General features: G+C 42.1%; 19 protein-coding genes. 11 read left to right on the plus strand and 8 right to left on the minus strand.

The window, feature by feature from the left end:
• Positions 1-411: 411 nt before the first annotated feature.
• Positions 412-1,077 carry a trimeric intracellular cation channel family protein gene (locus tag AAEY88_RS08790; protein ID WP_350561499.1) on the plus strand — a complete coding sequence of 222 codons (666 nt, stop codon included), beginning with the start codon at positions 412-414 and terminating at the stop codon, positions 1,075-1,077.
• Between the two features lie 353 nt (positions 1,078-1,430).
• Positions 1,431-2,078, plus strand: coding sequence for a DUF1294 domain-containing protein (locus AAEY88_RS08795; RefSeq protein WP_350561501.1), 648 nt, complete (start codon positions 1,431-1,433; stop codon positions 2,076-2,078).
• A gap of 219 nt (positions 2,079-2,297) precedes the next feature.
• Here AAEY88_RS08795 and lspA read toward each other — a convergent pair whose 3' ends face one another.
• The 3 genes from lspA to AAEY88_RS08810 form a co-directional block, all read right to left on the minus strand.
• Positions 2,298-3,011: a signal peptidase II gene (lspA, locus tag AAEY88_RS08800; protein ID WP_350561503.1), complete on the minus strand. Its 714-nt coding sequence runs from the start codon at positions 3,009-3,011 to the stop codon at positions 2,298-2,300.
• A complete protein-coding gene (ileS, locus tag AAEY88_RS08805) occupies positions 3,004-5,883 on the minus strand; it encodes an isoleucine--tRNA ligase (RefSeq protein WP_350561505.1) in 2,880 nt (959 codons plus the stop codon). The genes lspA and ileS overlap by 8 nt, the downstream gene beginning before the upstream one ends.
• 512 nt (positions 5,884-6,395) lie before the next feature.
• Complete coding sequence (locus tag AAEY88_RS08810; RefSeq protein ID WP_350561507.1) at positions 6,396-7,121, minus strand: GntR family transcriptional regulator; 726 nt, start codon at positions 7,119-7,121, stop codon at positions 6,396-6,398.
• Positions 7,122-7,272: 151 nt separating this feature from the next.
• Here AAEY88_RS08810 and AAEY88_RS08815 point away from each other — a divergent pair, with 151 nt between their 5' ends.
• The 5 genes from AAEY88_RS08815 to AAEY88_RS08835 all read left to right on the plus strand — a co-directional run bounded on the left by AAEY88_RS08815 (position 7,273) and on the right by AAEY88_RS08835 (position 12,644).
• A complete protein-coding gene (locus tag AAEY88_RS08815; RefSeq protein WP_350561509.1) occupies positions 7,273-7,965 on the plus strand; it encodes an aspartate/glutamate racemase family protein in 693 nt (230 codons plus the stop codon).
• 37 nt (positions 7,966-8,002) lie between these two features.
• Complete coding sequence (locus AAEY88_RS08820; protein WP_350561511.1) at positions 8,003-9,361, plus strand: NCS1 family transporter; 1,359 nt, start codon at positions 8,003-8,005, stop codon at positions 9,359-9,361.
• A gap of 846 nt (positions 9,362-10,207) precedes the next feature.
• Positions 10,208-11,323 (plus strand): alanine dehydrogenase, encoded by a 1,116-nt coding sequence (ald, locus tag AAEY88_RS08825; protein WP_350561513.1) that lies wholly within the window; start codon positions 10,208-10,210, stop codon positions 11,321-11,323.
• A gap of 311 nt (positions 11,324-11,634) precedes the next feature.
• Entirely contained in the window at positions 11,635-12,228 is a 594-nt protein-coding gene (locus AAEY88_RS08830; RefSeq protein WP_350561515.1) for a glutathione S-transferase, read from the plus strand.
• Positions 12,229-12,242: 14 nt separating this feature from the next.
• Positions 12,243-12,644, plus strand: coding sequence for a VOC family protein (locus tag AAEY88_RS08835; protein WP_350561517.1), 402 nt, complete (start codon positions 12,243-12,245; stop codon positions 12,642-12,644).
• A 35-nt stretch (positions 12,645-12,679) separates the two neighbouring features.
• On the opposite strand, the gene AAEY88_RS08840 is transcribed toward AAEY88_RS08835, so the two are convergent.
• A complete protein-coding gene (locus AAEY88_RS08840; RefSeq protein WP_350561519.1) occupies positions 12,680-13,255 on the minus strand; it encodes a protein disulfide oxidoreductase in 576 nt (191 codons plus the stop codon).
• Positions 13,256-13,377: 122 nt separating this feature from the next.
• The gene (locus tag AAEY88_RS08845; RefSeq protein ID WP_350561521.1) at positions 13,378-15,015 is read right to left on the minus strand and encodes a carbon-nitrogen hydrolase family protein; all 1,638 of its coding nucleotides are present in this window, start codon (positions 15,013-15,015) and stop codon (positions 13,378-13,380) included.
• Between the two features lie 682 nt (positions 15,016-15,697).
• On the opposite strand from AAEY88_RS08845, the gene AAEY88_RS08850 reads away from it, so the two are divergent.
• Positions 15,698-16,327 carry a BLUF domain-containing protein gene (locus AAEY88_RS08850; protein WP_350561523.1) on the plus strand — a complete coding sequence of 210 codons (630 nt, stop codon included), beginning with the start codon at positions 15,698-15,700 and terminating at the stop codon, positions 16,325-16,327.
• A 142-nt stretch (positions 16,328-16,469) separates the two neighbouring features.
• Here AAEY88_RS08850 and AAEY88_RS08855 read toward each other — a convergent pair whose 3' ends face one another.
• Positions 16,470-17,918 carry an FAD-binding oxidoreductase gene (locus tag AAEY88_RS08855; RefSeq protein WP_407074443.1) on the minus strand — a complete coding sequence of 483 codons (1,449 nt, stop codon included), beginning with the start codon at positions 17,916-17,918 and terminating at the stop codon, positions 16,470-16,472.
• Positions 17,919-18,292: 374 nt separating this feature from the next.
• Between AAEY88_RS08855 and serA the strand changes: the two genes are divergently transcribed.
• Together serA and uraH are read left to right on the plus strand one after the other, a co-directional pair.
• Positions 18,293-19,519 carry a phosphoglycerate dehydrogenase gene (gene serA, locus AAEY88_RS08860; RefSeq protein WP_350561527.1) on the plus strand — a complete coding sequence of 409 codons (1,227 nt, stop codon included), beginning with the start codon at positions 18,293-18,295 and terminating at the stop codon, positions 19,517-19,519.
• Between the two features lie 454 nt (positions 19,520-19,973).
• The gene (gene uraH, locus AAEY88_RS08865; RefSeq protein WP_350561529.1) at positions 19,974-20,402 is read left to right on the plus strand and encodes a hydroxyisourate hydrolase; all 429 of its coding nucleotides are present in this window, start codon (positions 19,974-19,976) and stop codon (positions 20,400-20,402) included.
• Positions 20,403-20,494: 92 nt separating this feature from the next.
• Here uraH and AAEY88_RS08870 read toward each other — a convergent pair whose 3' ends face one another.
• Complete coding sequence (locus AAEY88_RS08870) at positions 20,495-21,493, minus strand: rhodanese-related sulfurtransferase (protein WP_350561590.1); 999 nt, start codon at positions 21,491-21,493, stop codon at positions 20,495-20,497.
• Between the two features lie 742 nt (positions 21,494-22,235).
• Between AAEY88_RS08870 and AAEY88_RS08875 the strand changes: the two genes are divergently transcribed.
• Positions 22,236-22,820: a peroxidase-related enzyme gene (locus tag AAEY88_RS08875; RefSeq protein WP_350561531.1), complete on the plus strand. Its 585-nt coding sequence runs from the start codon at positions 22,236-22,238 to the stop codon at positions 22,818-22,820.
• 210 nt (positions 22,821-23,030) lie between these two features.
• Here the strand turns inward: AAEY88_RS08875 and AAEY88_RS08880 are convergent, their stop codons facing one another.
• Complete coding sequence (locus AAEY88_RS08880) at positions 23,031-23,612, minus strand: tetratricopeptide repeat protein (RefSeq protein ID WP_350561533.1); 582 nt, start codon at positions 23,610-23,612, stop codon at positions 23,031-23,033.
• Positions 23,613-23,804: the final 192 nt, after the last annotated feature.

A 23,804-nucleotide genomic window follows, 5' to 3' on the forward strand; every position in this document is an offset into this window, starting at 1 on the left:
ATTGAGCGTAGATATAAATATTAGATAGTGTTTCAAAAACGATGCTGTCATCAGCTATAGCCTTCATTGATCTAGAAGAATGCTCAATAATATGAACCAAAGCTTATTTTTCTTGCGTCCTATATAGGTTCAGAAATTACCTAACTGCCTCCTTCTCTCAGCACCTTTTTTAGAATCCTACCAAGTTTTAACTTATTGTTTACATTCTTTAACTGAACAGTTACATTATGGTTATCTAGTGTGAATATAGAACACGTTATATATGTGATTAAAAAAATCTAAGAGCACACTCTCAGATTTTTCTATGAGGCCGTGTTAAACATTTAACCATAACATTGACAGAGACTATTTTTTAGAGTTATCCCTCCCCATATCGTTTAATAATAATTACGACAGTAGTGAGACTCGCCCATGTTGGCTATTGCATTGAATCCTGCAGCGCTGATCACCACTTTTGACCCGCGCTCTTTGATATATTTGTTTGATATGATCGGCATTGTGGCTTGTAGTATTTCGGGCACGATACTGGCCAAGCATAAAAACTTTGATGTATTCGGCTGCTTGCTGGTATCTATAGTTACTGCTATTGGTGGCGGCACGGTACGCGATGTAATTTTGGATCGACATCCGCTATTTTGGATGGTAGATATGAGCTACCTTACCGTCATCACGATGTCTTCATTGGTGATGCAAATATTTTTTCACCCTAACTCAAGACGAGTCGATAGGTTCCTCAAACTCTCCGATACTATCGGTCTGTCAGCATTTACTTTAATCGGGGTCAAGGTTGCCGATAGTATGGGCGAAAATATGCCCGTGGCATTACTATTAGGGGTGATTACTATCGTGGTTGGCGGCATCATTCGCGATATGATCTGCAACGAGATTCCGCTAGTGCTGCAGCAAGAAATTTATATCTCCGCAGCTTTAACGGGCGGTGTTCTCTACTTTGCACTGCAGCATTTGGGCGTAACAGATTGGGTTGCTGATATCTCAGTTATGAGTACAATTTTTACCTTACGCATGCTGGCTATCCGCTACGATTGGCAATTTCCAACCCTCGAATGGAAGTATTAAAGACGGTCAACTCTAAATGAAGTGAGGGCGTGTTGAATATTTAACCATGGCACTGACAGAATCTGTTTTTTAGGCTATGTAAGGTAAAGACTATATAATTTAGACATTCTAAGAGAATAAGCTTTAACAAAATAGCCTCAAAAAATAGTCCTGTGCCTTCGGGCTGAAGCTAAAATACGGCCCTATTGCGTGGCAAACCTGGTTAAGGCACCAGCATTATCGTTAATTTGCGTCTTGTCTGGAACCTTTTCATCTATCAGCAGTACTTATTTGTGAATGCTCAACACGTCTTAGAGGTTTAAAAAGATATAATAACTATCGAGAATAGTTAATAATCAGAAAAATAGGTAAGTATGACAACCAAACAACAAGGCCGTATTAATAAATGGCAAGAAGATAAGGGCTTTGGCTTTATTGAGACTGAAGCGGGCGAGTCGGTATTCTTTCATGTCAGTGAGTTTAAAGCCCCGCGCCGTCCTGATATTGGCGAGCAAGTTATCTTTACCGTCGGCCAAGACAGTCAAGGGCGCACGCAAGCAAAGCAAGTACAAGAGCTTGGCTTCGTTCAACAACAGATGGCGCAAAAGAACCAACAGATTCGCCACCGTAATCAAAAGCGTAGCCGTCAGGCAGAATTTGAAGCGGGACAAAAGAAACGTTTGTTTCTTGGTGCTGGATTTTATGTGGTGCTGATACTACTGGCAATTACCGATAAGCTCAGCTGGCTAGTTATTGGTTGGTACGCGCTATTAGGGCTTATAACTTACCTGACTTATGCCAAAGACAAAGCCGATGCCAACAGCGGTAATTGGCGTACCCCTGAATCAACCTTGCATATTTTAAGTGCGCTTGGTGGCTGGGTAGGGGCGATGGTTGCGCAGACTTATTTGCGCCATAAATCTCAAAAATCTGAGTTTCGGATGACTTATTATTTGACGGTATTGATTAATTTGGCAGGGTTATTGTTTATACTGATAGGTGGGGATTTGGAGGTCTTTTGATATCGTTTCCCCACAATAAAGCGATTACATCATCAACCTCGCTAGCCATACTGATGTATAGCCTGCACTTGGCTTCCTTGTATTCATATTATTATGGATTGACTATAATGCTATTACCTTAATTTTTGTAATGGCCCAACATATCACTAGATTTTTTAATAAATAAAAAACCCTGCCATAAAAAGCTATGACAGGGTTTTTTATTTGTACTGATTTATATTAGCGTTGCCGCTTCTTCTCTAAAAATAACATATCAATGATAATCAACGCCACCCCAATACTAATTCCCATATCGGCAATATTAAAAATGGGGTAATGCCAGATATCAGCATTGTGAACATGAATAAAGTCGATAACGTGACCATGTAACAGGCGATCTATTAAATTACCCACTGCGCCGCCGAGTACCAATGCCAAACCAATAGATAACAGTTTGGCGTTACGCGGTACTTTAATCAGGTAGACTATCAAAAACAGGGACATAACCAGTGCCAAACCTGAAAAAAACCACTTTTGCCAACCGCCAGCATCTGCCAAGAAGCTAAACGCTGCACCGTAGTTATAGGCCAGTGTCCAATTAAGGAAGGGCTCAATAACTGCAACGGGCTCATGAAAATTCAGCTTAGTTTCCGCCAGCCACTTTGTCCATTGATCAAGCATAAGTACGGCCAGTGACAGCAGATACCACCCAAAGGCGCGTTTGCCATTAGCGATCAGCTTTGGCGTTTTGAGTAGCCGACCTTTAGGCGTTAATGAGCTTCCTGTCGTCACATGGGCAGGTTTAGGCGCATGATCTTCACTGGGGTCAACTGATTGATTAACCGCTTTATCGCCATCTAAATTATCATTATTTAAATTAACAACATCTAAACTACCATCATTTAAATCAATCTCATCATCATTGTTACTCGCGCGCTCAGGCGTGTTATGCATAATGCCGCACCTCGCCGTTGCCAAAGACGTTAGTCACGCAGCGTGCGCATAGCTCGGGATGGGCAGGATCGACACCGATATCATCACGCACATGCCAGCAGCGTACACATTTAGTACCGTCAGCTGCCTTGATTGTCACGCTCAAATCTGCCGATTCGTCTGTACTATTTTCGAGATTATTTTCTGCTTTAGCATTTATCTGCTTTTCATTATTAGTAGGGGCTTGGCTAATCGGTTGCAGCGTTGCACTACTGGTAATTAATACAAAACGCAGCTCTTCTCCAAGCTTTGCTAGGCTGTCATGCATCGCACCATCAGCATATAACGTCACATCAGCGGATAAGTTAGCATTGATGAGTTTGTTGCCACGTGCAGTTTCGATATGTTTATTGACCATATCTTTAGCTTGCATAATACGCTGCCAGTCATCAGTGCTGATCGCACTTAACTCCAATTCCGGGAACTCGTACCAGGTTTGGGTAAAGACGTAGTTATTTGAATTTTCTGAATTGGTATCGATACCATGCAGCACTTCCCATGCTTCTTGCGCGGTAAAGGATAGAATCGGTGTAATCCAACGAATCAAAGCTTGAGCAATATGATAAATCGCGGTCTGAGCTGAGCGGCGCGGTTTACCATCGGCTTGGGTGGTGTACTGGCGATCTTTGATGATATCTAGATAAAATCCGCCTAAGTCTTGTGAGCAAAATGCCGTGATGTGCTGAGTAACTTGGTGAAAGTCCATCGCATCATAAGCTTCGATGATTTGGGCTTGTACGGTTTGCGCCCGCTCAATAGTAAATTTATCGAGGCTAACCAACTCCTTAATGTCTACGCTATCGGTCACTGGGCTAAAGTCATCGGTATTGGCTAATAAAAAACGTAAGGTATTACGAATGCGGCGATACATATCAATCGCCCCTTTAAAGGCCGTTTTACCCGCATTCATCTCATAACGATAATCACTAGAGGCAATCCATAAGCGCAGCATATCTGCGCCGGTTTTATTAATCTCTTCCTGCGGGGTGATGATGTTGCCAAGTGATTTACTCATTTTGCGGCCATTTTCATCAACCACAAAACCGTGGGTCAATACTTGCTTAAACGGGGGGCGCTCGTACATGGCTTCAGAAGTTAGTAGCGAGGTCTGGAACCAGCCGCGATGTTGATCTGAGCCTTCTAAGTACAGATCAGCTGGGTTGGTCAGCTCATCACGCTGTTCAAGTACGGTGAAATGAGTCGTTCCTGAGTCAAACCAGACATCGAGAGTATCAGTGGCTTTATCATAATCAGCGGCCTCACTACCTAAGAAGTCTTCACAGCTGGCATCAAACCAAGCTTCGACCCCACCTACAGCGATTTTCTGGGCAGCAGTTTCCATCAACGCTAAGGTATTTGGATGCAACTCGCCAGTTTCTTTATGGATAAAGAAAGCAATGGGCACGCCCCACGTCCGCTGGCGTGAGATACACCAATCTGGACGACCGATCATCATCGCTTCAATACGACTCTTGCCCCATGCGGGTGTCCAATTCACCAATGAGATATCAGCAAGAGCGCGTTCACGCAACCCTTGAGTTTCCATATTAATAAACCACTGCGGCGTTGCCCGAAAGATAATCGGCGACTTATGACGCCAGCAATGGGGATAGCTGTGCTCGATTTTAGTATGGCTCAGTAGATGACCGTTATCATGCAAGGTAGCGATGATTTTTGGATTGGCTTTGTAGATATGCTCGCCTGCAAATACAGCGGCCGTACTTAAATAGACGCCAGTACCGCTGACTGGGTTTTCAACGGGCAAATCATATTTGAGACCGACGATATAATCATCTAGACCATGACCAGGTGCAGTATGTACCAGACCAGTACCACTATCGGTCGTAACATGGTCACCTAAGATAAGCGGCACTTGACGATCTTCGATAAGGGGATGTTGAGCATGCATACCTTCAAGTTCGCGGCCTGCTACCGTTGCTAATACCCCTTGATTGTTCAAATCAAGCGCACTTAAAGCCGTTTCAATGAGCTCTGTTGCTAATAGCAAATTGCCTTTTTCAGTACTCACTACACTATAGTCGTGCTCAGGATGTACAGCAATGGCTTGGTTTGCAGGTAAGGTCCAAGGCGTTGTCGTCCAGATGACCGCCGCAATGCCATCTTTTAGCTCAGCCTCGTCAATCGCAGCAAAGGCAGTGACCTTTTGGGTATCTAATACATCAAAACTGACATAAATAGCGTCCGACACTTTGTCTTGGTATTCGACTTCTGCTTCAGCCAGCGCCGAGCTACAGTCCAAGCACCAGTTGACGGGTTTCATACCGCGTGTGACGTGACCATTGTCATAGATTTTAGCAAGCGCACGCACAATATTGGCTTCTTGCGCAAAGTTCATGGTCAAATAAGGATTATCCCAATCGCCAAAAATGCCCAGGCGTTTAAAGTCTACTTTTTGTAGCGCTACCTGGCTGCTGGCGTACTCGCGGCAAAGGCCACGAAATTCTGTGGCTGAGACTTTTTGCCCGACTTTACCGACTTTTGCTTCGACTTTTTGTTCAATTGGTAGACCATGGCAGTCCCAACCAGGAACATAAGGCGCGTCAAAACCTGACATGGTTTTAGACTTCACAATAATGTCTTTAAGCACTTTATTAACCGCATGGCCTAAGTGAATTTGGCCGTTGGCGTACGGAGGGCCATCGTGCAAAATATATTTAGGAGCGCCAACGCGAGCCTGACGAATCTTGCCATAGACGTCGTTTTCTTCCCACGCGCTTAACCAATCTGGCTCGCGTTTGGCAAGATTGGCACGCATCGGAAAGGAGGTGTCAGCGAGGTTTAAGGTATCTTTATAGTCGATAGATTCGGTCATAGTCGTTGTCTTTGTCTCTATTTATACAGTGGAAAGATAATAGTCAGGAAAGATAGTGGTTAGGGTTTGATCTGTTAAATGGTGGCTCATAAATCAGCAAGCACGATTAGCAAAATCAAGGCCACCTATTATAGGATAAATAATTGACTAAAAATAGGGGACATGATGCTCAGATCTCAGACGTTGCTAGGCAATGAGCAGTTGATGTAAATGATGGGCGTTGGCTCGACTTCATTTTTTTGGCCGTGCGTTGATATTGCTAGTATTTGCTTTTTTATTGGGAGGTACACGACATGCTGGTCGATCACAGGATTAGGGTGGATATAACTACTATTTATCGTTAGGTGCAGAAATTCAGACTTGGGGTCTGAAAGTGGTTCTACGGCAAACCTTGCAGCTGGCGCGGTCTGACACCTTGATGACACTTGCATTTGGATAAACTGCCTAAAGGACACTATTGGGCGGACTCAGAAGGCTGTGACTCCAAAGTAAAAAGTGCTTTTTCTAAGCATTTAGTCTGCTGTGCTTGCCAGCTGCTCTGCTAGGGTAAAGAAGGGTTCTGCAGAGTGTTGAAAGTTAAGGCCAGCCTCCAAATGGTTCAGATGTCGATCAATCAATAAGAGAAGGCGCTCTTCATCCCGCTCTTCAATCGCTTCTACAATGCCCAAATGTTCGTCTTCGGCACAGCTAGAGGAACCGACCTTATTATACAAGCCAATGATCAAGGTAGTACGCAACGTCAGTTCGCTCAAGAACCGTTCTAGAACTTGATTGTCGGCGATTGTGGCCAAATGCATGTGAAAAGCACGTGATAGGCGCAGTTCTGCGGGTTTGTCGCCTTGCGCACGCGCGTTAGCCTCAGCGGCTATCGTATCACGCATATCAGAGATGTCTTGCAGGCAAATATTTTTTATCACACTGCGCGCTAAGGTTCGCTCAATCGTGCGGCGCGCCTCAAACACATCACAGGCTTCCTTGGGCGAAGGTGTTGAGACAAAAGCACCTCGATTGGGCCGCAACTGCACAACATGCATGGTCGCAAGCGTAGAAAGCGCACGCCTAACATTTGCTCGGTTACATTTGAATATGTCGCTCAACATTTGTTCGCCTAGCTTCGTACCTGCTGGCAACCGCTGTTCTGACACTGCAGCTGTAATTGAGCTGATAATCGCCTGTTCTGGTATCTCATCGGCTCTAGATGCCAGTTTTTCTGTTTTTACTATATCCATGGCAGCCATTATAGGGTGCCATCCTCTCCTTCACAACAAATACTAAAAGTTTTCAGTTGTTTTGTTAATAATGAGTTGTTTTGTTAACAATAATAGTTAACAATGTTTGTTAACAACAATTATTTGTTGTCAATAATAAAATGATTAACGGTGAGGTGCTATGAAAATTTTAGTTATGAACCCCAATTCAACGACTTCTATGACGGATAAGATCGTAGAAAGTGCCCGTCAAATAGCTAGCGCAGGCACCGTAATTATTGGTGCCTCTGGAACTGATGCCCCCGCATCTATTCAAGGACACCATGACGAAGCCTTATCTGTACCCGGTTTGATCAAACGCTTACAGCAAGCAGAAGCAGAAGGCATCGATGGTGTCGTTGTTGCTTGCTTTGATGACCCTGGTATTGGTGCCTGCCGCGAAGTTTTTTCGGGGCCTGTTCTTGGAATATGTGAGGCGGCGGTCAAAGCGGCAAGCATGATTTCAACCTCGTTCAGTGTCGTCACTACATTGCCGCGCTCTGTTCCTGTGATTGAAGGACTTATTCACAGTTATGGTTTGTCCCATCGGTGCCGACGTGTGCGGTCGGCCTCAATACCAGTGCTGGCACTCGAAGAGCCGGATTCAGGAGCGCGTGAAAAAGTTCGTGATGAGATTCTACGTGCTGTACGAGAAGACAATTGTGAAGCAGTCGTTTTGGGCTGTGCTGGCATGGCAGATCTAACAACGTGGTTGACTCAAGAAACAGGGGTTCCTGTCATTGACGGCGTCGCTGTTGCAACACGTATGGTTGAGGCATTGGTAGGCTGTGGGCTAAAAACTAGTAAAGTTGGCGCCTACGCAATGCCAGTCTAAAACCAACCAATAAATTTTATCAAGGAAGATAAACCTAATGGAAAATACAAAAGTTGCCGCAGCGACGGCAGGGGTAAAAGTACTCGATCATAAAGCGGTTGGGGAAGAAAGCCTTGCGCCGCAAACCACGCGGATCATGGGCCCTTGGTCTTATCTGTTTGCCTGGTTAGGTGGGTGTGTATCCATCGGGACATTCACGGTTGGATCAGGTCTTGTCGGTACGTTGAATTTACTGCAAGTGGTGGTAGCTATTACCATTGGTTGCACTGTCATCGGTGCGGCATTGATGATCAATGGTCGAGCAGGTCATAAATATGGTATTCCGTTCATGGTGCAAGCCCGGTCTGCATTCGGCTTTTCAGGTAACCGTATTCCAGCATTGGTTCGCTCAGTTCCAGCAATTGTGTGGCTCGGCTTCCAAAGCTGGATCGGTGCCGGTGCGTTAAATTTAGTCTCTGATACCTTGTTTGGCTATAACAATATTGTGGTCTTTTTTGTCGGCTTTCAGTTCTTGCAAATTGGTTTATCTGTCCTTGGTTTTCACGGTATAAAATGGCTTGAAAATATTGGTTCGGTTTTTATCATCGGCTCACTCGCTTATATGTTTTTTAGTGTAATCAATAAGTACGGTGATGTTATTTCGACCAACCTTGTTAATGTTGAAGGGACTTGGGGTACACCGTTCTGGGGTGCAACCATGCTATTCTTGGGTGTCTACAGCACCATGATGCTGAACGTCTCTGACTATTCACGCGAATTGCGAAGGGAAGTTGGGTTATTCCGTCAAGTTGTAATCTACGCAAACTCAATCCTACCGGCGACCCTTTTCATGGGTTTGATCGGTCTAATGGTAACCAGTGCCACTGGTGAAGTTGATCCCATCAGTGTGTTTTCAAGCGCGGTCGATAACAAGCCTTTGTTAGTCATCACTATGATTTTTATCGCCTTTGCCCAGGTCACGACTAATATTTTGAATAACGTTGTTCCACCTGCTTATGCTTTAATGGACATTTTTAACCTTAAGTTTAAAACCGCTGCTGTCATTGTTGGCTTGTTGGCATTCTGCACATTCCCTTGGGAATTGGTGAAAGACGAATCTGCGGCAGGTTTAAGCATATTTATTCAAACTTATTCAGCATTCTTAGGTCCAATATTTGCAATCTTAGTTGTTGATTACTATTTTCTACGCAAGCAAACCTTAGATATTGATAAACTTTATGACCCAGAGGGCCCTTATAAAGGTGTCAATATGGCCGCTGTCATCGCTATGATTGTTGGCGTGGTGGTTGCGCTGACATTCTCAAGCATCTCTTGGTATGCAGGCTTGATCCCAGCCGGTGGTGTTTATTGGCTATTAATGCTCAAGATGCCTGCCGCAAAACGTTTTATGTCATAAATTATCTTGCTTGGCTGATCAGTAGCCCACAAATCCCCACGGTAGAATACACTGCCGTGGGGATTTGCATGTCGGGTAGGATAAAAAGAGCAGTACCACTTATCGCTCATTTTAGAAAAAATGTACAACTGTACTTAACAATGGTTGATTATTGTGCTAAATTATTTCGTGTGAGCTAAGAAAATGTTTACCATGAATTTATAATTAATTTTTTACTTAATGGCTAGCCACCCTATTATAAACTGTGCTATAACTAATCATCACGCTAGCGCTGATATCTATTCAGCCATTTAAAACAAGCCGTTAAAAAACAATTATCATCAGTTAGCCGTTAAAAAAGTAGTGGTAACTCGTACAATTTTTTTTCAAATAATTGCTGTCTTAAGTCGTTCGCTATCATCGTAAGATCGTACCATCAGTAAGTAGTATCACCGGTACTAAACACCTGAAACAACCATCTAAGCCGTCACTATCAGTAGATTAATAATACTACCTGCAATAGTATCGCCTAGTAATCTCTAGTAGCCAAGCTACCACGCACCTTTACCCATGACTATTTTAATAGTTATGAAGCTGCCTTGGTATGACGGGCGTTATAAATGCTTCCTGCCTGACTGTTTATAAGTACTGATTTATAAATACTGATTACTAGTATCAAAAGTACATCCATAGATCTACCCAAACGTGCTGACCTTATTGGTCACCGCCATCACTGACGTCTATAGTTTGCGTTTATTAACCCTGTTTTTATTACTCATATTTGTACTGACATCTAAAAACTAAATGAGCAGTTAAAAGTTGAGTTCTAAGCCTTATCCTCAAACAACCACCATGCAAGGAGCAACAATGAAAGTAGGTATCCCAAGGGAAGTTAAAAATAACGAAAATCGTGTGGGTTTGACCCCAAGTGGCGTTAGTGCCCTAGTTGATAGCGGTCACACGGTATATGTCGAGATCAATGCTGGTATCGGTTCACAATTTACTGATAGCGATTATAAAGAGGCAGGCGCAACCATCGTTGAGAGCGCTGCAGAAGCATGGGATGTCGATTTACTTATCAAGGTCAAAGAACCTCAAGCAAGTGAGTATCCTTATTTAACGGAAGGTTTGACGTTATTTACTTATTTGCATTTGGCCAATGAACCAGAACTCGCCAAAGTATTGGTTAAAAACAAAGTAACCGGTATTGCCTATGAAACGGTTCAGTTAGCGGATAATTCATTACCATTATTGACCCCAATGAGTGAAATTGCTGGGCGTATGAGCACCCAAATTGGCGCTCAGTATTTGCAGTCTTTTTATGGTGGCAAAGGTATCTTACTTGGCGGCGTTCCTGGCGTCCAAAAAGGCAAAGTAACTATTATTGGTGGCGGTGTATCCGGTACTGAAGCGGCAAAAATCGCCATTGGCCTGCGTGCTGATGTGACTATCTTAGACTTAAGTCCTAAACGTCTTAAAGAGCTGTCTGAGATGTTTGGCAGTGGCGTACAGACGTTAATGTCAACCAAAGTCAACATTGCTGCTAGTGTTGCAGACAGTGACCTTGTCATTGGCGCGGTACTAATTCCGGGTGCAGCAACTCCGAAACTGGTTACTGAAGACATGATTAAATCGATGCAACCGGGCGGTGTGATCATTGATATTGCCATTGACCAAGGCGGTCTGTTTGAGACCACTGACCGTATCACCACTCACGATGATCCGACCTATATCAAACATGACATCATTCATTATGCAGTCGCAAACATTCCTGGTGCGGTGCCACGCACCTCAACCATGGCACTGTCTAACGTTACCTTGCCATATGTGATGGCGTTGGCAAATAAAGGCTTTAAAAAAGCCTGTAATGACAACGTAGCACTCGCAAAAGGCGTTAATACTTCCAAAGGTCACGTCACCTACAAAGCAGTCGCTGAAGCGTTAAATTATGAATATAAAGAGTTAAGTGAGCTAATAAGCTAGATTTTTAATCAGGATTTCTAATAGAAAAAGTTAATAGCCAGCCCAGTAGGTATTGATATTAATACCTACCGGGCTATTTTTTGGTCTTTTTCTACTGAATTAACTTAAATCTAGAGCAACTTATTTAATGCCTTATATTATTTTATCATTTTATTCAACAGGGTTATAAAGCAGGCCTTTATTGGGTTGTTTATTTAATAAGCATCGTACTTCATTATAAAAATACAATGTTTTCAACAATTTAAATTGACGTCAAGTAGCCATTATCCTATTGTAGGTTATGTACACCAACCAATATAGGATTAACAGATATGAAACTTTACGATCTAGAGTTATCAGGTAATTGCTATAAGGTACGGCTGTTTTTAGCGTTGATTGAACAACCTTACACTTTATGTCCGGTCGATTTTTTAGGCGGTGAGCATAAGAATGAGGCATCTATTAAACGCAACGTGTTCGGTGAAATACCGGTGCTAGTTGATGGTGATTTAACCCTGAGAGATTCACAAGCTATTCTTGTTTATCTGGCCCGAAAGTTTGATAGAACTGACTGGTTTCCAACCACACCTGTTGATGAGGCAAAGGTTGTCCAGTGGCTGATGATCGCTGAAAGTGAAATTGCGAGAGGACCTAATGATGCGCGGCTACATGATAAGTTTGGTTATGAGCTAGATGTTGATTTAGCTAGGACTAAATCAACTCGAATTCTCACTATTCTAAATGAACACCTTTCAGATAGAGACTGGCTAGAGCTTGATCGGCCTACGATAGCAGACTTAGCGTGCTTTCCTTATATAGCGCTTAGCCACGAAGGATCGGTATCATTGGAGCCTTACCCGGCGTTGCAAAACTGGATAGATCGTATCAAGGCACTACCACATTTTGTATCCATGCCTGCATTATAACCGAGGACTTAGCCATGACATTCAAAGTCACTGCTTATGAGCATGTCGGTATTAGAGTCAGTCAACGCGAACGATCTATCCAATTTTATGAGGTTTTGGGTTGGAAAGAAGAGATTGACCTTCCGGAACACCATGCAAACGAAATGGTGAATGAAAGTGGGGTCTACATCAATCTTATTTTTAATGGTATTTCGGATCAACATGCGAAAAATATATTACAGGATCACAGTATTAAATATCCTGGCATGACTCACGCTGCGTTTGTTGTAGATGATATTGACGCTCTCATAAATACGCTCAAACAAGAAAACATACCTATTACCGATGGGCCACATATTTACAGTAATAGACGCAAGCTTATTTTCATCCGAGATCCGGATGGTAATGTTTTAGAATTCAACGAAATATTAAAATAAACCCACTAAAATTAAGTCCACTATCGGTATGCTAATTAGAAATTGGAACTAAGCCACAACCTAAGTTTCAGTGACCATAGTGGCTGAATACCTGTCAGTCCTTGGGTCATCTCACCATCTTTTAAAATCACATACGACGGCGTCACTTGCCCTTGCCAGTCGGCGAAAATTTTACCTTCTTGGTCATTGACGGTAGTAAAATTATAGTTATGTGCACTCAAATAACTTTGTACTTCTTGATTACTGCCCGACTTGATAGCGATAGTGACCACTGGATAATTATTTGCCGCCGCAAGTTTATTCACCATCGGTGATGTCGTGCGGCATATTGGACACCAGGTACCCCAAAAGTATATCAGCGTTGGTTTAGCAGCGCTCATAGCCGCTAAATCAACTGTCTGTCCTTGATAATCCGTTAGCTGCAGCTGCGGATTGGCTGGCATGACTGGTTGCCGCCACCAGTTAATTGCCATATAAACCAACACAAATACCAGACCATATAGCAGTAAGGTTTTAAGTACCGATAGCAGCTTTTGTTTTGGGCTTTTTTTTAACTGTAACTTGGTTTTAATGGTGGCGTCTTTCTTATTAACGTTGGCATTAACAGGCATGATATCTACTTTTTTAGGTTTAAATCTGTCGTTTTAAAAGGATAAAAATAAACGGCTGAATAATTAGCCGTTTATTAGTGTGCTCTACTATTCGCTTTTGCTAGTGCCTATCTTACAAAGTGTTAAAGCTTTTGGGCACGGCCTTGTAACGGATCGCCTTCTAATACGCTGCCTGAATTTTCACGACGGTCTTCATCAGTCAATCTGCTGGCTGAGACTTTAGCCTTTTTCTTCCATTTTAGGCTGAATAAGTCATCACGGCGGTCAATGAGGTTATGTACTGAGCCTTCATTACGTACATGAGTAAGCTTATCGAGATTAACATCGGAGAAAAATATCATCTCGGTATTGGCAGTCGTTTCGGCCATGATGGCATCGTGCGGGAAAGCAAAGTCTGATGGCGAGAAGATAGACGATTGCGCATACTGAATATCAAGGCTTTCGACTTGCGGTAAGTTACCGACCGAGCCGCAGATCATCACATAACACTCGTTTTCAATAGCGCGCGCTTGGGCACAAAGACGCACGCGCAAATAGCCGTTTTTGGTGTCGGTCCAGAACGGCACAAATAATATGTCCATATCCTCAAGCGCCAGCAGGCGAGCGAGTTCTGGGAATTCAATATCATAGCAGACCAAAATCCCAATCCGTCCGGCATCGGTATCGAATACTTGTACCTTATCACCGCCCTCGATGACCCACGCACTACGCTCATGTGGAGTAATATGAATCTTGCGCTGCTCTTCGACGGTACCGTCACGGCGACACAGATAGCTGACATTATATAAAACGTCTTCTTCGTCTAATAGGGGCATAGAACCCATAATAACATTGACGTTATAAGTAACCGCTAAATGCGAGACTTCGTTTTTAAACCATTCGGTATAACCGGCCAAAAAGCGAATCGCAATGTTTTGATCGGTGGACTCACACAATCCCATCAAAGGCGCATTAAAAAATTCGGGTAAACAGGCAAAATCAGAATTGTAATCGGCCATCACATCGACAAAGAATTCGACTTGTTGCAGCAGCTCCTCAGGGGATTCGACTTCACGCATCTGCCATTGAATACCACCGATACGCACCTCAGACTTACGGGTATTGGGTTTATAATCTTGGGGCTCGTAATAAATATTCGCCCACTCAAGCAACGTTGCAAAGCCTTTTGATTGAGTGTCATCGGGTAAGTAAGCGGTCAAAATACGCTTAACAATAAAACCGTTGGACAGTTGAAATGACAACGCTGAGTCGTGAATTTCACGCGATTCAACGGCATCAATATATTCACCCGGCGTTAAGTCTTTGTGATTATAATAATTGGGGATTCGACCGCCGGCAAGAATAGCGCGGAAGTTTAACTGTCGGCATAGCTCTTTACGGGCATCATATAATCGACGCCCAAGGCGATAGCCACGATATTCTGGATCAATCAGCGCGTCTAGGCCATAAATCGCATCACCTTTTGGATTGTCTCTGATAATTTCTTTTTGGCCAATTAAATCATCATAAGTATGCGGATTAGAAAACTTAGCATAGTCAACGCGCATCGAGAGTACGATACCAATCAATTGGTCATGGTCAAATAAGGCAATTTGCCCCTCTGGGAAGGCGTCAATCAGGGTGTTAATCGTGTTTCTTGACCATGAGCCACCTAAGTTAGCATAGACGCGGTCCATCAGAGATTTTAGCTGGGGATAGTCTTTTTTCTTAATTTCAGCAATCGTTAAATGAAAGTCATCGATTTTTTCTATTTTACTCATGATATTCCTAGTTTTTATATTTACTGGTATTACAGCAGTTTCTTTTATAGTTTATGGAATGATTTTTGGGTATCAAATTATTCCGTAATTGCCTGAGTCGGCTATGGAAAAATGATATCAATAATCAATAGTTACCGTTACAATATCTCTGTAATAACAGTGATTTGTCCTACTCATTAATTATTTCAGTTATCAATATAAATGCAGGTTGATAGTCACGTGCGGTACAATTATAAATGACGACTGGCAATATGATGACATATCCGTATTGAAGTATTATTATCATAACAAATTGCGCTAAAGGTGTTTTGATAGCAGCAGTCACTTATTATTGAGCAGGTCTTATGGACGCTCAAAATGTTGTATTTATACCGTATTATCGATAAGCTTTATTGTCAATAGAGCTAATAGTTCATGACTTTTCATATCTACTCTATTGCAGCAAGCATTACCTATTCTTGTTATGATAACAAGCTTACTGGGTAATAAAAGCGCAACGTGGTAAGCATTTGCTACCCTTTTGTGAGCCCTCAGTTCTGTAGCTGATTCTGTGTTTAGTTCTGCAATAAGAGTTTTGTCAGTTAACGACTTACTCGCTCTATTCTTTTGGACATGAGTTATTGCTTATGTTTACTCTGGTTTATTAGCCATGTATTAGTGCTGCTTTTAGGATTATTTTGACATGCCTCTATCTCATATTGATATGGTCAGAACTTTAGAAAAAATAGAAGAGTCGGCCCTGATTCAGCTGGTCTATGTCAGTAGCCTGACGCTGCAAGGGCGCATTGATGCGTCAATGTTTGAAGAAGTAGAAAGGCATGCTAGCGCCTATAATCAGCAGCACGAGATCACTGGTATTCTATGCTATGGCAATGGCAATTTTTTGCAGTGTATTGAAGGCGAGAAAGCACAAGTTATCGCACTTCAAAAGCGTATCTTTGCTGATAGACGTCATAAAAATATTAAGATTTTACTTTTACAAGTGATTGATCAGCACCGCTTTTTTGATTGGCGAATGCGCTTACTGTTTTTAGAACGCTGGCTGTGGTCACCTACTACCAAACAACAAGCTGCTCAATTATCGCCGTTTTTACCTTTTGTTCCTCACAGCTGGACACCTGAGCGTACCGAACAGTTTTTGCAAACCATTAGAAATTTTGATACTCCGCCCCACATTAAAGCTGCTGGTATTACTTATAATGCATTGGGTAATATGTTTCGTCATATCGCTGCCCCGCACCAAGCGTTTTTGATTATCCAAGGGGTTTTAACGCTGCTTATTGTCGTTGCTATAATATTGTTGTTTTTATAAGCTGTTTTCAACTTAACGCTTCAGAATTTCTATTTTTCTATAAAAGAACGCCATAAAAATGACGCCAAGTTTTGTGACTTAGCGTCATTTTTATCTCAATAATAAATATTATTAATCTGGTACTACTCCTTTAGCTGTCTATTTACATATCAAAAATTTTACCGCGATTCATAATATTATTGGGGTCAAAGACTGTCTTAATCTGTTTCAGATATTCAATTTCAGTAGCGCTGCGGCTATAGTGCAAATACGGCTTCTTAGTCATGCCGACCCCATGTTCAGCAGAAACTGAGCCGCCATATTTCTGCACGGTCTCAAATACATATTTATTGACCACCTGACATTCAGCAAAGAATTCATCTTTACTCATATTTTCAGGTTTCAAGATATTCAAATGCAAATTACCATCACCGATATGACCGAACCAACAAACCTCAAAGTCAGGATAATTGCTACTGACAATATGATCGATATCATCGATAAAATCAGGCACATGGGTAATTAACACTGAGACATCGTTTTTATAGGGCGTAAATACGGAGATAGTCTCAGAGATATACTCGCGTAGCTTCCATAGCTCCTGCGCCTGCGCCATACTTTGACTCATAACCCCATCGACGACCCAGCCTTGTTCCATACAGTGCTCAAATATCGCCATTGCCTTATCCATAATTGGCTCATAAGGCGATTCGAATTCAAGTAGCGTATAAAACTTAGTGCGTGACTCAAAAGGCTCTTGTACTTGTCCATGCGCCATCAGCTTATCAATCGCTATACTATCGAAAAATTCAAAAGCGGTCAGATCGATTTGTGCTTGGAAGGCAGAGAGTACATTCATCACATCGGTAAATTTATCCATACCCAGCACCATGACAGTCAAGTCTTGCGGTTGACGTTCAAGCTTAATTTGCGCATGAGTGACTAGCCCTAACGTCCCTTCACTACCAATAAACAGCTGTCGCAAATCATAACCGGTAGCATTTTTGACCATGCCGCGATTGAGTTGTAAGATATCGCCTTTACCAGTGACTACGGTCAGCCCCATAATCCATTGACGGGTCATGCCATAGCGAATGACTTTGATGCCGCCAGCATTGGTACCGATATTACCGCCCATTTGGCTAGAGCCTGCCGAAGCAAAATCCACAGGGTAATATAGGTCTTTGGATTCCGCAAACTGTTGCAGCTGTTGGGTCACGACACCAGCCTCAATCTCTACCAAGCGATCAGCCGGATAAAAAGTGCCAATATGATTCATTTTATCCATGCTAACCACAATCTCGCCATTAGCAGCGACTGCGCCAGCAGACAGGCCAGTACGGCCACCACTGGGAGTCAATACTACGTTATGCTCATTAGCCAGTTGCACGATTGCTTGTACTTGCTCGGTAGTTTTGGGAAAAACAATAGCGGCGGGCGCCGGTGCAAAGTGTTTGGTCCAATCTTTGCCCCAGTGCTCCAGACTTTCAGCATCGGTTTTGATTTGCGTACTATCAAATTGGCAATTGTCTGTCAGCGTACTTAAAATCACTTGGACAGCAGTGCTGTTGGCATTTGAGTCGGTATTATGATGGAAGTCGGCGGTAGGCATGTTTGATGCAGTCATGATAGTCTCGAATGTTTATCAAATTTGTAGTAATAGAGAAGAGTATGGGGCTAAAGAAATTTATAGTAAATTAAGTAACTTGTTAGAATCTATTTAAAATCCATTTTAAGAGTCATCTATAGCCGAGCTAAGACTTACTGTTATTAAAAATGTTTTATCATCCAACTCTAATATTATCACACTGCTGACAGATAGTTAGAATAGCTTAACAGTCAAAATTGATATCATAGCGTAAAATAGTAACTATTTATTTAGGCTTCTCCTCTAACATCATGGCCTGATTTTGTGTAAGATAATCTAATTGTTTTCTTTTCATTCATCGCAGACTATTTATCAGGCAATTATAGGACAGGTTTCACATGGTATTATCACTACAAAAAGATAAAATCCGGTTTCTATTACTTGAAGGTTTACACGAGAACGCCTCAAAAGTACTACAAGCTGCTGGCTATCAAAATATCGAATATCTCAGTCATGCACTGGATCAAGATGAGCTGATCGAAAAGATTAAAGATGCGCACTTTGTTGGCATTCGTTCGCGTACCCAGTTGACTCGTGAAGTACTTGAGCAGGCCCAAAAGCTTATTGGTATCGGCTGCTTTTGTATTGGCACCAACCAAGTTGATTTGAAAGCCGCTCGCGAGCTGGGTATTCCGGTTTTTAATGCCCCGTATTCAAACACGCGCTCGGTTGCTGAGCTGGTGTTAGCAGAAGCTATTATGCTTTACCGCGGCATCCCTGAAAAGAACGCTATTGTTCATCGCGGTGGTTGGGGTAAGTCTGCTAAGAACTCAAATGAAGTGCGCGGAAAAACCATCGGTATCGTCGGTTATGGCTCTATCGGCTCACAGTTGTCAGTATTGGCTGAAAGCTTCGGTATGAAAGTCATTTATCATGATGTTATGACTAAACTACCTTTGGGTAACGCCCATCAAGTCAGCAGCTTAAATGAATTGTTATCACAAGCAGATATCGTCACCTTACATGTTCCTGATGAGCCCAGCACTCGCTATATGATGAAAGCGGCGCAGTTTGCGCAGATGAAAGAGGGCAGTTATTTTATCAATGCAGCACGCGGTACATGTGTTGAGATTGATGATCTTGCTGCGGTACTAGAGTCGGGTAAGATCTTGGGCGCGGCCATTGATGTGTTTCCTAAAGAGCCCAAGTCTGCCGACGAAGAGTTTGAATCACCGCTACGCAAATTCGATAATGTTATCTTGACCCCGCATGTTGGCGGCTCAACTCAAGAAGCGCAAGCCAATATTGGTTTAGAAGTGGCTGAAAAATTTGTTAAATATTCAGACCAAGGTGATACCATCACAGCGGTGAACTTCCCAGAAGTATCTATTCCGTTTAAAGAAGGGACTCATCGTTTACTGCATATTCATAGAAACGTTCCTGGCGTCTTATCGCAGATTAACCGTTTATTCGCTGAGGCGCATATCAATATTCTAGCCCAAAGCTTGATGACTGAAGGCGAGGTTGGTTATTTAATGATGGACGTTGATTATCATGATTCGGACGCTGCCCTTGATCAGCTTAAAGATGTGGAAGAAACCATTCGTATCCGTATTTTATTTTAATGCAGATTCCTTTAAGTGAATAAAATCTAAGCACCAGTTTTTCTAACAGTAGCCAGTTCTATAAGTAATAGCAGAAGATTTTTAAAATTTTCTGCTATTTTTTTTATTGTTTAAGTAGGTTTAATGTTGTGGCTCATACATTCTACATACATTTAAGTATATAAGTTAACATATACTTCATTATAAGGTACGGACGACAACTTATACTACACAACTGAGTGCATTATTGAACTTATTACTGATACTATCTATACTGATTGATACTAACGCCTAACCCATTGAGGCTTAGATATCGCAATACGATGGTTTCAATAATTGCTAAAACTAGTACTGTTTATGATGACACTCATTGATGAGATATTAGTTTTGTCATATCTGAGTTGACTGTCGATAAATATCGTATAGATACTGTATGCAAACTTATTCTATTAATAACTAAACTAAAGGATGCTTTATGAAAATGAACATAATGAAAGCAGCCGCACTCGGTGGCGTATTAGCCATGACTGCAACTGCCAGCTATGCCGCTGACCAAGATACCCACCAATTATCTAGCCATATTCTTGATATCAGCACTGGTAAGCCTGCGCCAAACGTCAATGTACGCCTAATGATGCAGCAAGTTAATGGCAGCTGGAAATTATTAGACACCAAAAAAACGTCAGAAAGCGGTCGCATCAATGACTTTTTACCGAACGAAGGTAACGCTAACCATGATGGTACGTATAAACTGATTTTTGAAACTACCCCATACTTTAGTGAGCAAGGTTTGAAATCATTCTATCCTTATGTAGAAGTAAACTTCAACATCGAAGGTGAGAACCATTATCATGTGCCAATCACTTTATCAGCGTACGGTTATAGCACCTATCGTGGTAGCTAGATCTAATTAGTAAATATCAGAATAAAAAAAGAGATGCTTAATTGAGCCTCTCTTTTTTATGGAAAACAGTTTTGTAAGTAAAAAATATAAGCTTAACCGGCTTTGGCTTGATTGGCGGCATCAGCTTGACGGCGGGCTTCAATCTTAGCCGCTTTGCGCTTTTCAATCACTTCAATGACGTCGCTACCGATATGCACTTCACCGCGTGTTTGTGCCAGCTGCATTTGGTGCTCACGCTCACGAAAGCGTGCTTTTTGCTCATCAGTGGCTTTATCAATACAGTGCGGGCAAGATTCACCTTTGATATATGCAGAGTTTTGTTGATCCGCTTCTGTGATGGGCATACGGCAAGCAAAGCACTGCTCATAAGCGCCTTTTTCTAAGTTATGATTGACTGATACCCGGTTATCAAAAACGAAGCAATCACCTTCCCACATAGACTCTTCGCTTGGCACTTCTTCGAGATATTTTAAGATACCACCTTCTAAATGATAAACCTCTTCAAACCCTTGCTGACGCATAAATGCGGTTGATTTTTCACAGCGAATACCGCCAGTACAGAACATAGCGACTTTCTTATGTTTGCTAGGATCCAGCTCTTTTGCCACGTAGTCTGGGAACTCACGAAAGGTTTCGGTCTGTGGATTCACAGCATTTTTAAAGGTGCCAATCTGTACTTCATAGTCATTACGAGTGTCGATTAATAGCACTTCCGGATCTGAGATGAGCGCATTCCACTCGCTCGGTTTCACATAACGCCCAACCGACTGTAATGGGTCAATATTTTCCACGCCCATGGTAACAATTTCTTTTTTGAGCTTAACTTTGGTGCGATAAAACGGCTGCTCATTAGTATAAGATTCTTTAAACACTAAGCTACCAATCGCTTCAATAGTACGCAGATAATCAAGGACGGTATCAATGCTGTGGCGCGTACCAGAAATAGTGCCGTTAATACCTTCGGCGGCGATAAGTAAGGTGCCTTTAACCCCATTATCTAACATGGTATTCAAAATTGGCTCACGATACTGCTCAAAGTCTCCAAAGCGCGTAAACTTGTAAAGTGCCGCAACGACGATATTATTGGTGATGCTGTCGTATTCGGTGGCTTTTTTGCTATCACTAATCATGTTGTCTGGGGTAATACTCATATTGTTCTCCTGCTGGCTAAGTCGTAAACCTAGTGCAATCATTTATTAAAAGTGCGTTTAAAACTGAGTAATGCGTCAAAGTTTTCTTTTAACAGACTCATAACATTGGCGCAATTGTGGAATTGGTACAATGCTGGCGTAGTGTAACAAATTTGGCGAAGTTTTTGGATGTTTTTGCGTATAAGCTGGATTCTTATTTACGAGACAGTTTTGATTTTAATCAGGAACCAAAGTTTCAATTGGCTACGCACCGTACAACCAAGGCGTAAGTTTAATAACCTAAATGATAATATACAATTCGGTAATTCACTGATCGATGATGTAGCGGTAGCAGGGGACAAAGCTTTTAATTGGCAAACGGCCTTCCGATAAGTCTTTACTAAGGATGAAATTGATGTGGTGAGTGGTAATCTGTTTTATGTCTGAGCAGAATTACTACCTAAAAAGCACATTGCCTTTTATAAAGAAAAATATGATATGTTTAATAGTTCTGGCGACTTGTTCTCATATTTTTATGAACTCGGTCTAAGAATGATAAAATCAAGTGGTTTATTCGGTTTTATGTCCAATACTTTTAATAAAGCCACAGCAGAAATAACCTTACAAGATTATTTTGCTAATTCTAGTAAAATTCTTAAGTAACTCAAATATAACAATATAACAAAGTCAATGGAGATGACATATGAGCAGTTCACCCATCAGCCGATACCCTGTACCCTCTTTAGATAGTATGCCTGATGATATTCTTGAACGTATCCTAGCGGTTCAGGAAAAAGCTAAATTTATTCCTAATGTGTTTTTAGCCTTGGCACACCGCCCAGCAGAGTTCAGAGCTTTTTTTGCCTATCACGATGCAATTATGGAGCGAGAAGGGAGCACATTAAGCCCAGCTGAAAAGGAGATGATCGTTGTGGCCACTAGCGCCGCCAATGGATGCCAATATTGTGTCGTCGCCCACGGTGCGCTTCTGCGGGTGTTCGCTAAAGAACCGATGCTTGCAGATCAAATAGCGATCAATTACTTGCATGCGCCCATCAGCCCACGACAGAAAGAGATGCTGTCTTTTTCCCTGAAAATCTCTCGAACACCTGAACTTATCCAGGATTCAGATTATTCAGCACTTAGAGAACATGGCTATGATGATGAGGACATTTTAGATATCACCGGTATCACTGCTTTTTTTGGTTTATCTAATAGAATGGCGATTGTGATGAACATGCAGGCAAATGCAGAGTTCTACACTATGGCACGTGAGGCGAGGAAGTAAGGCTTTTTTTCGACACGCTAATTTAATGGCCAGATAGATTACATGGTTTACGAGTTTTACGACTTAACCGCCGCTGAAGTCGCCATAATCGAAGCCAGTAAAGCATTATTTAAACCTTTATTCCAAACGTAAAAAACCCAGCAATTAGGCTGGGTTTTTTATTACTAAATTAACGTGGGTGTTAATTCATTTGTAGGTCTATTTATCCGCTTATTTGCTTTGGAACCAACGATCCGCTTGGCTACGAGCGCTAGCGATATCAGAGCTAGATAAGTTCAATGCCAATTGCCCAATTTTACCGCGAGCTTTATTACGTACTTTTTCGTCTAACATACCATCACGAGCAGCAAGGTCATACCATTTATAAGCATCGACTAGATTTTTTTGTTTTTCATCTAACAATGCAAGGGTATAGCTGGCACGGTTATCACCACGCATAGCGGCTTTCTCTAACCAAACGCGGGCTTGTTGTAAGTTTGGTTTTACGCCTTCACCGCGCAAATACATAATGGCGAGGTTAAGCTGAGCAGGAGCAACGCCTTGTTCGGCAGCGCGGGTATACCACTGAATCGCTTGCTTGGTGTTTTGGGCAATCCCTTCGCCTTTTTGTAGACGTTTGGCTAAATAGAACTGCGCATGATCGTTACCTTGACTGGCACGAGAAGACAGTTCGCTGACATTCATCAGCTCAAAGCGTGAGGTATCTAGTGGTACGTTCGATATTAAGTCAGCATTGGCTAGACCAGCACAAGAAAACAACGCAGTAAATAATGCGGCTTTTATTAGGTTCATAGCAGCTCCGAAATTAGGCAGTTGATAAGCAATGGATAAAGTTATGCCGTTAAAATAAAAATTCTACACGGCAGTAACCATTAAGTTAGACGTTGCAATATAAACTTACCTAAATATTAGCAACTTTACGCTAATTTAACAGATAAGCGGTTGTAATAGGGGTGTCGTTGACATTGTTTTATCAGCTTAACA

Source organism: Psychrobacter sp. CAL346-MNA-CIBAN-0220 (assembly GCF_040309805.1).
Taxonomy (GTDB): Bacteria; Pseudomonadota; Gammaproteobacteria; order Pseudomonadales; family Moraxellaceae; genus Psychrobacter.

Bases quoted from the DNA above. Each gene is read 5' to 3' on its own strand.
- AAEY88_RS08790 (WP_350561499.1), top strand. From the start codon at position 412: ATGTTGGCTATTGCATTGAATCCTGCAGCGCTGATCACCACTTTTGAC.
- AAEY88_RS08875 (WP_350561531.1), top strand. From the start codon at position 22,236: ATGAGCAGTTCACCCATCAGCCGATACCCTGTACCCTCTTTAGATAGT.
- AAEY88_RS08880 (WP_350561533.1), bottom strand. From the start codon at position 23,612: ATGAACCTAATAAAAGCCGCATTATTTACTGCGTTGTTTTCTTGTGCT.
- AAEY88_RS08840 (WP_350561519.1), bottom strand. From the start codon at position 13,255: ATGCCTGTTAATGCCAACGTTAATAAGAAAGACGCCACCATTAAAACC.
- AAEY88_RS08830 (WP_350561515.1), top strand. From the start codon at position 11,635: ATGAAACTTTACGATCTAGAGTTATCAGGTAATTGCTATAAGGTACGG.
- uraH (WP_350561529.1), top strand. From the start codon at position 19,974: ATGAAAATGAACATAATGAAAGCAGCCGCACTCGGTGGCGTATTAGCC.
- AAEY88_RS08815 (WP_350561509.1), top strand. From the start codon at position 7,273: ATGAAAATTTTAGTTATGAACCCCAATTCAACGACTTCTATGACGGAT.
- AAEY88_RS08850 (WP_350561523.1), top strand. From the start codon at position 15,698: ATGCCTCTATCTCATATTGATATGGTCAGAACTTTAGAAAAAATAGAA.
- AAEY88_RS08845 (WP_350561521.1), bottom strand. From the start codon at position 15,015: ATGAGTAAAATAGAAAAAATCGATGACTTTCATTTAACGATTGCTGAA.
- AAEY88_RS08835 (WP_350561517.1), top strand. From the start codon at position 12,243: ATGACATTCAAAGTCACTGCTTATGAGCATGTCGGTATTAGAGTCAGT.
- lspA (WP_350561503.1), bottom strand. From the start codon at position 3,011: ATGCATAACACGCCTGAGCGCGCGAGTAACAATGATGATGAGATTGAT.
- AAEY88_RS08795 (WP_350561501.1), top strand. From the start codon at position 1,431: ATGACAACCAAACAACAAGGCCGTATTAATAAATGGCAAGAAGATAAG.
- AAEY88_RS08820 (WP_350561511.1), top strand. From the start codon at position 8,003: ATGGAAAATACAAAAGTTGCCGCAGCGACGGCAGGGGTAAAAGTACTC.
- ileS (WP_350561505.1), bottom strand. From the start codon at position 5,883: ATGACCGAATCTATCGACTATAAAGATACCTTAAACCTCGCTGACACC.
- ald (WP_350561513.1), top strand. From the start codon at position 10,208: ATGAAAGTAGGTATCCCAAGGGAAGTTAAAAATAACGAAAATCGTGTG.
- serA (WP_350561527.1), top strand. From the start codon at position 18,293: ATGGTATTATCACTACAAAAAGATAAAATCCGGTTTCTATTACTTGAA.
- AAEY88_RS08810 (WP_350561507.1), bottom strand. From the start codon at position 7,121: ATGGCTGCCATGGATATAGTAAAAACAGAAAAACTGGCATCTAGAGCC.
- AAEY88_RS08855 (WP_407074443.1), bottom strand. From the start codon at position 17,918: ATGCCTACCGCCGACTTCCATCATAATACCGACTCAAATGCCAACAGC.